The organism is Ancylobacter moscoviensis, assembly GCF_007559435.1.
Taxonomy (GTDB): Bacteria; Pseudomonadota; Alphaproteobacteria; order Rhizobiales; family Xanthobacteraceae; genus Ancylobacter; species Ancylobacter moscoviensis.
In genome coordinates this window covers 306,528-316,064 of record NZ_VMBP01000006.1, presented here as the reverse complement: position 1 = coordinate 316,064, position 9,537 = coordinate 306,528, and the positions used below count along the sequence as shown (strand labels likewise).

9 protein-coding genes are annotated in these 9,537 nt (G+C 68.4%); 3 read left to right on the top strand and 6 right to left on the bottom strand.

The genetic code is table 11. The features are described 5' to 3' along the window. Window positions 1-27 precede the first annotated feature (27 nt). Window positions 28-1,206: an acetyl-CoA C-acetyltransferase gene (locus FO470_RS17990; protein ID WP_144344358.1), complete on the bottom strand. Its 1,179-nt coding sequence runs from the start codon at window positions 1,204-1,206 to the stop codon at window positions 28-30. Window positions 1,207-1,459: 253 nt separating this feature from the next. On the opposite strand from FO470_RS17990, the gene phaR reads away from it, so the two are divergent. Beyond that, window positions 1,460-2,029, top strand: a complete 570-nt coding sequence (gene phaR, locus FO470_RS17985) for a polyhydroxyalkanoate synthesis repressor PhaR (RefSeq protein ID WP_144344357.1) — start codon at window positions 1,460-1,462, stop codon at window positions 2,027-2,029. Between the two features lie 63 nt (window positions 2,030-2,092). Here phaR and FO470_RS17980 read toward each other — a convergent pair whose 3' ends face one another. From FO470_RS17980 to FO470_RS17965, 4 genes are all read right to left on the bottom strand, one after another. Next, window positions 2,093-3,823, bottom strand: coding sequence for an EAL domain-containing protein (locus tag FO470_RS17980; RefSeq protein ID WP_144344356.1), 1,731 nt, complete (start codon window positions 3,821-3,823; stop codon window positions 2,093-2,095). Between the two features lie 128 nt (window positions 3,824-3,951). Beyond that, a complete protein-coding gene (locus tag FO470_RS17975; protein WP_246659631.1) occupies window positions 3,952-5,169 on the bottom strand; it encodes an alpha/beta hydrolase in 1,218 nt (405 codons plus the stop codon). Window positions 5,170-5,458: 289 nt separating this feature from the next. Continuing rightward, a complete protein-coding gene (gene rpmF, locus FO470_RS17970; protein ID WP_144344354.1) occupies window positions 5,459-5,644 on the bottom strand; it encodes a 50S ribosomal protein L32 in 186 nt (61 codons plus the stop codon). A 195-nt stretch (window positions 5,645-5,839) separates the two neighbouring features. After that, the gene (locus FO470_RS17965; RefSeq protein ID WP_144344353.1) at window positions 5,840-6,508 is read right to left on the bottom strand and encodes a transglycosylase domain-containing protein; all 669 of its coding nucleotides are present in this window, start codon (window positions 6,506-6,508) and stop codon (window positions 5,840-5,842) included. Window positions 6,509-6,680: 172 nt separating this feature from the next. On the opposite strand from FO470_RS17965, the gene FO470_RS17960 reads away from it, so the two are divergent. Both FO470_RS17960 and FO470_RS17955 read left to right on the top strand, forming a co-directional pair. After that, window positions 6,681-7,613 (top strand): polyprenyl synthetase family protein, encoded by a 933-nt coding sequence (locus tag FO470_RS17960; RefSeq protein WP_144344352.1) that lies wholly within the window; start codon window positions 6,681-6,683, stop codon window positions 7,611-7,613. Between the two features lie 99 nt (window positions 7,614-7,712). Further along, window positions 7,713-7,988: a hypothetical protein gene (locus FO470_RS17955; protein WP_144344351.1), complete on the top strand. Its 276-nt coding sequence runs from the start codon at window positions 7,713-7,715 to the stop codon at window positions 7,986-7,988. Between the two features lie 237 nt (window positions 7,989-8,225). Here FO470_RS17955 and leuB read toward each other — a convergent pair whose 3' ends face one another. After that, window positions 8,226-9,335, bottom strand: a complete 1,110-nt coding sequence (gene leuB / locus FO470_RS17950; RefSeq protein ID WP_144344350.1) for a 3-isopropylmalate dehydrogenase — start codon at window positions 9,333-9,335, stop codon at window positions 8,226-8,228. Between the last annotated feature and the right edge of the window lie 202 nt (window positions 9,336-9,537).

The following is a 9,537-nucleotide window of genomic DNA, read 5'->3' as shown; positions in this document are numbered from 1 at the left end:
GGCCGCGGGGGCTGTGACTGACACGCATCAATCGCGCGCCAGACACATGGCGATGCCCATGCCGCCGCCGATGCACAGGGTGGCGAGCGCCTTCCTGGCGTTCCGCTTTTCCATCTCGTAGAGCAGCGTGGTGAGGATGCGCGCGCCGGAGGCCCCGATCGGGTGGCCGATGGCGATGGCGCCGCCGTTCACATTGACCTTCGAGGTGTCCCAGCCAAGATCCTTGTTCACCGCGCAGGCCTGCGCCGCGAAGGCTTCGTTGGCCTCGATCAGGTCGAGATCGCCGACGCTCCAGCCCGCCTTCTCCAGCGCGCGGCGCGAGGCCGGGATCGGGCCGGAGCCCATGATCGCCGGATCGACGCCCGCCTGCGCCCAGGAGACGATGCGTGCCAGCGGCTTCCTGCCCGCGCTCGCCGCTTTGGCGGCGGTCATCAGCACCACGGCGGCGGCGCCGTCATTGATGCCGGAGGCGTTGCCCGCCGTCACCGTGCCGTCCTTGGAGAAGGCCGGGCGCAGCTTAGTCATGGAATCGATGGTCGCGCCGTGGCGGGGATATTCGTCGTCCGCCACCACGATGTCGCCCTTGCGGGTGGAGATGGTGACGGGCACGATCTCGTCCTTGAAGCGGCCGGCCTTCTGCGCCGCCTCGGCCTTGTTCTGCGAGCCGACGGCGAACTCGTCCTGCTGCTCACGGGTGATCTGCCACTGGCGGGCGACATTCTCGGCGGTCGTGCCCATGTGATAGCCGTTGAAGGCATCCCACAGGCCGTCCTTGATCATGGTGTCGACCATTTCGAGGCTGCCCATCTTGGTGCCGTTGCGCAGATGCGCGCAGTGCGGCGCCTGGCTCATCGACTCCTGGCCGCCGGCGACGACGATCTCGCTGTCGCCGTTGAGAATCGCCTGATAGCCGAGGGCGACCGCCCGCAGGCCCGAGCCGCAGAGCTGGTTCACGCCCCAGGCGGGGCTTTCGACCGGGATGCCGGCCGCCACCGAGGCCTGCCGCGCCGGGTTCTGCCCCGCGCCGGCGGTGAGTATCTGACCCAGGATGGTCTCGCTCACCTCGTCCGGCGCGACGCCGGCGCGCTCCAGCGCCGCGGTGATCGCAACCTTTCCGAGTTCATGCGCCGGCAGCGAGGAAAGCGCGCCGTTGAACGCGCCGACGGCCGTGCGCGCGGCGCCGACGATGACGATCTCGTCCTTCATGAATGACGTCCTCCGGTACCTTCCAGATGCGGCGCGGCCCGAGCCGATGTCCGCGCCTTGTTCTTAGTGTGCTACCATCGTGGGTGGGTCATGTGATCCATGTCAATGGCATGCCGTTTTCCCGACGCTCGCAGGCAGGCTCGGCGGAGGGTCGCATTCCGTCCCATCCTTAAATCGACATAATGCCAGTAGCCGACCGACTGGAAACGTCCTAGAGTTTTCAATAGGAAACGATCAAGGCGACCGGATCACAATGGCAAAATCCAACGAACCCGTCACCATCAAGAAGTACGCAAACCGCCGTCTCTACAATACCGGCACAAGCACCTATGTGACGCTCGAAGACCTCGCGCAGATGGTCAAGAACGGAGAAGATTTCGTCGTTTACGACGCGAAATCCTCCGAAGACATCACTCATTCCGTGTTGACGCAGATCATCTTCGAGCAGGAGGGCAAGGGTCAGAACCTCCTGCCCATCAATTTCCTGCGCCAGATCATCCGCTTCTACGGTGACAGCATGCAGATGCTGGTTCCGCGCTACCTCGACATGTCGATCGAGAACTTCAGCAAGGAACAGAACAACCTGCGCGAGCAGTTCTCCAAGGCTTTCGGCGTCGGCGGCTTCGGCATGATGGAAGAGCAGGTGCGCCGGAACATGGAAATGTTCGACCGCGCCTTCAAGGTGTTCCTGCCGAACGCGCGCAACGACGAAGCCCAGCCGGCGCCGGCCACCAAGGCGGACGATTTCGACGAGCTGCGCCGGCAGGTAGCGGAGATGCAGAAGCGCCTCGACCGTCTCGGCGAAGGCGACAAGAAGGACTGACCGCCACGGTCCGTCCCATCGGCTGCGTGGCCCCGGTCGCAGCCGACCGGAGCCGGGGGCGCGTCAGGAGCCGGGCGTGCCGTCCGGTACGGCGGGGTCGTCGGTCGGCAGGCCGATGAGCTGGCCCTGCAGATAGGTGCAGCCCCAGTCGACGAGCTGGCGCCCGGTCTCCTCGTCCAGCACCCATTCCGCCACCGTCTCGATGCCGAGCTGGCCGGCGAGGTCCAGCAGCACCCGCACGAAGCTCCGGTCGTCCTCGGACTGCATCATCGTGCAGATGAAGCTGCCGTCGATCTTGAGCATGTCGACATGCAGGTTCCGGAGATTGCGGAACGAGGTATAGCCGACGCCGAAATCGTCCATCGCCACCTTGCAGCCATGGGCGCGCAGCCAGGCGACCCGCGCCCGCATGGCCTCGATATCGGGGATGGACGCGCTCTCGGTGATCTCGACGATCAGCCGCGCACCGAGCCCGGCGAGGGCCCCTTCCTCCAGAATCTGGACCCAGGCCGCGTCATGGATCGAGCCGGGCGAGACGTTCACCGAGAGCCGCAGCTCTGGATCGGCCTGCAACGCGGCCAGCGCGAGCGCCAGCGCGCGGCAGTCGACCAGCCGGGTCAGTCCGAACCGGTCCGCCGTCGGGATGACGGTTCCGCCATCGAAGACCCGCCCGTCACGCCCGGTGATGCGCACCAGGCATTCGTGAAAGGCGATCTCGCGCGTCACGCCATGGGCGATCGGCTGGAAAGCCAGCGACACCCGGTCATGGCTGAGCGCGCCGACGATCTCGTCGGCGAAACGCACATTGGCGAGGCGCTCGGCGGCACGGTCGAACGAGGGCGAATAGAGCTCAAGGGAGCCCTGCGCCACGCTGCGCGCCCGCTGCAGCGTATCCTGCGCATGGGAGAAGATCTCCGGCACGCTGCGCCCCTGACGCGGGGCGATCAGCCCGCCGGCGGAAACGCTCGCCGCGACCGCCCCCGCGCTGGTGCGCGGCGAAGCGAGGTTCACCGCCGCGACGAAGCGGCGGGCGGAGGCGAGGAAGTCCTCGCCCGGCCGGGCATGGAGCACGAGGCCGAACTTGCTGCCGGAGAAGCGGGCGATCTCCTCGCCCTCCGCGAGCTGGGCACGCAGGCGCAGCCAGATGACGTCGATCACCTCGTCGGCGACGAGGAAGCCATAGGCATCGTTGAGATCGCCCAGATGGTCGACACCGACCAGCATGAAACCGAACTCGCCGCCCTCGCGATAGGCTTGCGCGAGCCTCTCCTCGATCAGTCCGGCCAGCCTCTGGCGATCGGTCCGCGGCTCGATGCTGCCCGTGGCCAGCCGGCCCGGACATCCGGCCGACAAGCGGCGCACGAATCCCTCCACCCGCCGTACCCGGCCCGCGGGATCGAAATAGACCACACCACGGTCCTCGACCCACAGGCACCTCCGGTCGCTGCCCGACGGCGAGGCAAGGCAGTAGACGGTCTGAAAGAAGCGCGCGCCTTCCTCGTTCCCCGGAAACGCATCGGTATCCGCGCTCGTCTCCTTGGCGGCGAGAGCGGCCTCGATACGCGACAGGCCCGAGCCGGGCTCGATCAGCCGCGCATAGTCCGCGCCCCGGCGGGCGAGCGGCAGGCGCTCGCGGCCGAGTACGGCCTCCGAGGCGGCGCTCCAGCGCACGAGGTCGTCATCCGGTGTCCAACGATAAGCGGCGGCGCCAAAGGTGCGAGCGACGCCGGCGACCGCTTCGGGCGGAAGCTCGGTTTCGGGATCAAAATCATCGCTCCCCTCATGCCCGGGCATGAGAGGCCTTCGGCGGAATATCGCAGCAACGCAGCATGATCGTCACGCTTATGGGCTAAGGACCCACTTAATCGTTAAGGGCCACGCAAATCCACAAGCGAACCAAAGCGCTATCGGCATAAGCGCGCTTATTGCGCCGCCGCGGCGTCCGCTCGAACGAGTTGCGTCGCCGCATCAGCAGTCCCGGCCGGTTCGGCGCCCTCGCCCGCCGCTCCGGACGCGGCGGCCTCCGCGGTCCCCGGCGCTGCCCCGTCGCGCCGCGAAGACGCGACAGCGGTCGGCGCGCTGCCGCGCCCGATGGGGAACAGCCTGTCGAGACCGAAGAAATGAACTCCGGCGACCTCGACGGCGGCGTTGGCCGTGCCCTTGCCCCGCGCATGGGCGATCATGCCGTTCAGCTCCGGCGCCAACTCGGCAAGCTGGGCGAACTTGCTGTGGTTCATTTCGTCGGGCGACTTCACGTCGCTCATATCGACGACGACCGCGCCGAGCTCCACCAGTTCCTTGTCGTTGGTGTAGGCGCCGAGCCGCGGCTTGTCACCGGCGATGAAGTCGGAGAAGGCCAGCGCCTTGTCGTCCCGCGACACCACGATCAGGAACGGCTTCTCGGGCTTGCCGAAACGCTTGAGCTGGGTCTTGAACACGTCGACGTCGATGTCGGGCGCGGCGAGGATGATGTTGCCGATCTTGCTGGACGGCAGGCGCTTGCCGGAAATCTGGATCTGCCGCAGCGCCTCCACCGTCACCCAGTTCCCCATCGAGTGGGCGAGAATGGTCACCTGGTCCGCGCCGCTGTCGAAGACGAGGCGGATGGTGTCCTCCAGCCGGTCGCGGGCCGCGGTGGCGCTGTTGTTGTCGTAGACGTAGTCGCTGAGATTACCGCGCGAGGCCCAGGTGAACAGGACCGGGACGGCGGGCGACTTCGAGTCCTCCGCCAGCTGCGTCAGGCGGTAGAGCGCTTCGGAATAAAGCGTGTTGTAGCCGTGCACGAAGATCACGGCCTGCCGCTTGCCGGCCGGACGCCGGGCGAGCTCGGCCTTCAGATCACGGGTGAATTCCTGCTTCGTGTCGCGATAGACGGCCTCGCGCACCACCATGTCCGTCGCCGGGTTGGGCTGCGCCTTCGGCCACTCGACCATGCCCGCCTTGTGCGTCGGCGGCACCGTCATCTCGACCCGCGCGAAGTTCAGCGCCGAGGTCCGCTCGCCGCTGAAGAAGACGCCGGGGCGCTCGTCGCGGGCCCGCGAGGAGGCCACGAGGATGACGTGCTTCGTCGTGTCGGGCGCCTCGTCCTGCACGGCGGCCAGCGCATCCGGCCCCGGACGCGAGGCGCAACCGGCGAGCACCGGACCCGCCAAAACCGCCAGAAAGAGCCATGTCGTGGCCCGGCGCACTCGACCGTTCGCGTTACGCAACACCACGGATCCCCAGTCTCACACGCGAGAGATGTAGCATCATTCCCGCGCACTGATAAGCGGCCGGAACGCTGCCGGCACCTCGCTCCACCCGATACCGTCGTTACGGTTACCGGCACATGACAGCCCGCCGGCAGAAGCGGCGCGCAGACGCAAAAAAGCCGGCCCGTGGGCCGGCTCCCGCAGGCGGCGGAAGGCTCCGCCGCGCGTCGAGACCCGATCAGGCCTCGGCCTTCACCTTGAGAACCTGACGACCCTTGTACATGCCGGTCTTCAGGTCGAGGTGGTGCGGGCGGCGCAGCTCGCCGGAATCCTTGTCCTCGACATAGGTCGGCTTGGCGAGGGCATCGGCGGAACGGCGCATGCCGCGACGCGACGGGCTGGTTTTCTTCTTCGGAACGGCCATAGTCTTCTCCTGTACCGGCATGGCTCACGCCCAGTCGGAGGGGCCGGCGCCGGATCGTGCGTATTTCGAGTGGCGGCTTATACAGACTCATGCGCGCGAGCGAAAGGGGCTGACGCAATTCTGTTGCGTAAGGCGCCGGAGCCCCCGGCGCCCGATCCTCGGCCCTCCCCTCGGATCCTGCTCCAAACCTTATCCTCAGAGGCAGGAAGTCAGCTCGGCCCCCTCGCGCGGCAGCCGGGCCTGCAGGTTGCTGGCGAGCCGGTTCAGCCCGCGCCCCGGCTTGGCGGCATCGCGCTTGTGCGGATTGGGCAGCATCACCGCGAGCAGCGCCGCCTGCCTCGGCGACAGGTCGCCCGCCCCGCGCCCGAAGGACCGGCGCGCGCCGGCCTCCACGCCGAACTCCCCGGTCGGCCCCCACTCGGCGATGTTGAGATAGATCTCCAGCTGCCGGTGCTTCGGCATCACCGCGTTGAGATAGAGCGCCAGCGGCAGCTCCAGCCCCTTGCGGATGACGCTGCGCCCGTTCCACAGGAACAGGTTCTTCACGATCTGCATGGTGATGGTCGAGGCGCCGCGCGGTGCGCTCAGGCCGTCCGATTCGTCGATCACCCCCTGCAGCTCGACGAGGTCGATGCCGGAATGGGTGCAGAAGCGCGCATCCTCCGAGGCCAGCACCGAGCGCACGAGATTCGGCGAGATGGCGGTCAGCGGCACCCAGTCGCGCACCACCGGCTGGTTGCTCGCCCAGCGCGCCAGCATCAGCGTCGAAGGCGCCGGAATGACGTTATAGAGAAGGCCGAGCGCGAACGGCGCCAGCACCACGATCAGCGCCGCCTTCCACAGCCAGCCCCACACTATGCCCATTCCGACGACAACCCGCGCTCCCCCGACCCGGCTACATTAGCGGGCGGTGCGGCGCGGGTCGACCGAGCGGCATGCGGTCGCCCATCTGCGGGCTTCCCCTCGCTTGACCCCGCCCGCCGCCTCGGGCACGGAAGCCTCGTCATCTTCCCACGCTCCGCGCCAGGTCCGTGCCATGCCCGCCGCCGACGCCCGCCCCCTCCTCCCGCTGCCCGACGCCCTCGCCCGCACCGCGGAGGCCGTCGCCGCCTATATCGATGGAGCGATCGCGGCCAGCGGAGCGCCGGGCGAGCGCCTTGCCGCGGCCATGCGCCACGCCACCCTCGCCGGCGGCAAGCGGCTGCGTCCCTTCCTCGTCGTCGAGACCGCTGCCCTCTTCGGCGTGCCGGCGAACCGGGCGATGCCGGCGGCGGCGGCGCTCGAATGCATCCACTGCTATTCGCTCGTGCATGACGACCTGCCGGCCATGGACGACGACGACCTGCGGCGCGGCCAGCCGACCGTCCACCGCGCCTATGACGAGGCCACCGCGATCCTTGCCGGCGACGGGCTGCTCACGCTCGCCTTCGAGATTCTCGCCCGCGAGGAGGCCGGCCCCGATGCCGGCGTGCGCATCGCCCTCGTCGCCAGCCTCGCGCGCGCCGCCGGCGTGGCGGGCATGATCGGCGGCCAGATGCTGGACCTCGCCGCCGAGGGCCGCTTCGGCGGCGGCGCTCCGCTGGACCTGCCGGCTGATGAGATCATCCGCCTGCAGGCGATGAAGACCGGCGCCCTGCTGCGCCAGGCCTGCGAGGCCGGCGCCCTGCTCGGCGGGGCGACGCCGGACGAGCGCGAGAGCCTCGACCGCTACGCCCGCGCCGTCGGGCGTGCCTTCCAGATCGCCGACGACCTGCTCGACGTCGAGGGCGAGGCCGGCACCGTCGGCAAGGCCGTCGGCAAGGATGCCGCCGCCGGCAAGGCGACATTGGTCGGCAAGCTCGGGGTGGAAGGCGCCCGTGCAGAGCTCGCGTGTCTCGTAGCCGAGGCCGAATCGGCGCTCGAGAGGTTCGGCAAGGCTGCAACACTCCTTGTGGAAGCAGCGCATTTCGTCGCCGAACGGCGGAATTAGGACTTTCCTCATCTCGACGGCACGATAAGTTGCGCGCATGCTTATCGTGACGTAATCGTCTGCACCGTCGTGCGACGTGATCGTCGCTGGGAGGTTTAGATGCGTGTCGCCCTGTTCGCCCTCGCCGCGCTGATCGCCGGTACTGCCATGATCGCCACGGCTCCGGCCGAAGCGCAGGAGAGCACCCGCATCATCATCCGCAAGCTGCCGCCGCGTTCGTTCCTGGATCCCGGTCCGGTGGTGAAGCCCGGCACCGCGCGCGACCTGAACTACATTTACGCCGCGCAGCCCTTCTATCCGCAGTATGGCGGTCAGGGTGGCATCACCGGCTCGCGCTGGCCGCTGCCGAGCCGCTTCGAGCTGCCGGGCTACTGATTCGCCGGCTCAGCGTCGCACCGCATGAAAAAGCCCGGCTCGCGCCGGGCTTTTGTTTTTGGCCGGAAGCTCCCGCTCCAAGCTTGTTCAGAAAGCGCCGTCATCCTGAGGTGCTCGCGCAGCGAGCCACGAAGGATGGTCGCTACGGCACGCCAGGACGGGCATCCTTCGAGGCCCGGCACAACGCCGGGCACCTCAGGATAACATCCATCGCAGGGGGATTGGCAGGCCGCCCCCTCAGGCCGCCCGCTCCAGCTCCGCGAGCAGGGCGTCGCCCATGCCGGAGGTGCCGACGCGCGTCATGCCTTCCGAGTAGATGTCGTTGGTGCGGAAGCCCGCCGCCAGCACCGCCGCGATCGCCGCCTCGACGCGATCGGCCGCCTCGATCTGGCCGAAGGAATAGCGCAGCGCCATGGCGAGCGAGCCGACCATGGCGATCGGGTTGGCGAGGCCCTTGCCGGCAATGTCCGGCGCCGCGCCATGCACCGGCTCGTAGAGCGCGCGGCGCTTGCCGGAAATCTCCTCCACCGCGCCGAGCGAGGCGGAGGGCAGCATGCCCAGCGAGCCGGTGAGCATGGCGGCCACGTCCGACAGGATGTCGCCGAACAGATTGTCGGTGACGATGACGTCGAACTGCTTGGGCGCGCGCACCAGCTGCATGCCGCAGGAATCGGCGAGCTGGTGCTCCAGCGTCACGTCGGCGTAGTCGGCGCCGTGGACGGTACTCACGACCTCCTTCCACAGCACGCCGGTCTTCATGACGTTGTGCTTCTCGGTGGAGACCACCTTGTTGCGGCGGGTGCGGGCGAGTTCGAAGGCGACACGGGCGATGCGCTCGATCTCGTAGGATTCATAGACCTGCGTGTCGACGGCGCGCTTCTGCCCGTCGAGCAGATTGGTGATGGTCTTCGGCTCGCCGAAATAGACGCCGCCGGTCAGCTCGCGCACGATCAGCACGTCGAGCCCCTCGACCAGCTCGCGCTTCAGGCTGGAGGCGTCGGCGAGCGCCGGATAGCACACGGCGGGGCGCAGATTGGCGAAGAGCTGCAGATCCTTGCGCAGACGCAGCAGGCCGGCTTCCGGGCGCGCCTCATAGGGCACGTTGGCCCATTTCGGGCCGCCCACCGCGCCGAGCAGGATGGCGTCGGCGGCGAACGCCTTGGCCATCGCCTCCTCGGAGATCGGCTGGCCGCAGGAATCATAGGCCGCGCCGCCGACGAGGTCCTCCTCGATGGCGAAGGAAGCGAGGCCGCGCCGGTCGAGCCAATCGACCACTCGCTTCACCTCGGCCATCACTTCGGTGCCGATGCCGTCGCCGGGAAGGAGGAGAAGCTTGTGGGTGGCCATGGGATTCCTCGCGTGCGCCTGTTCGAAAAGCGTCTTTGCCGAGCCTCCGGCCCGGCGAGCGTGTCCCTAAAGGCTGGCGCGCGGGCTGGCAAGCCTTCAGGCGGCGCCGGGCCCGGGAGAGCCGGCGGCAAAGAAAAGCCGCCGGCACGCGAGGCCGGCGGCGGGAGGGAGCGGCAGGGCGCTTCTCTCTCCCCACGGGGAG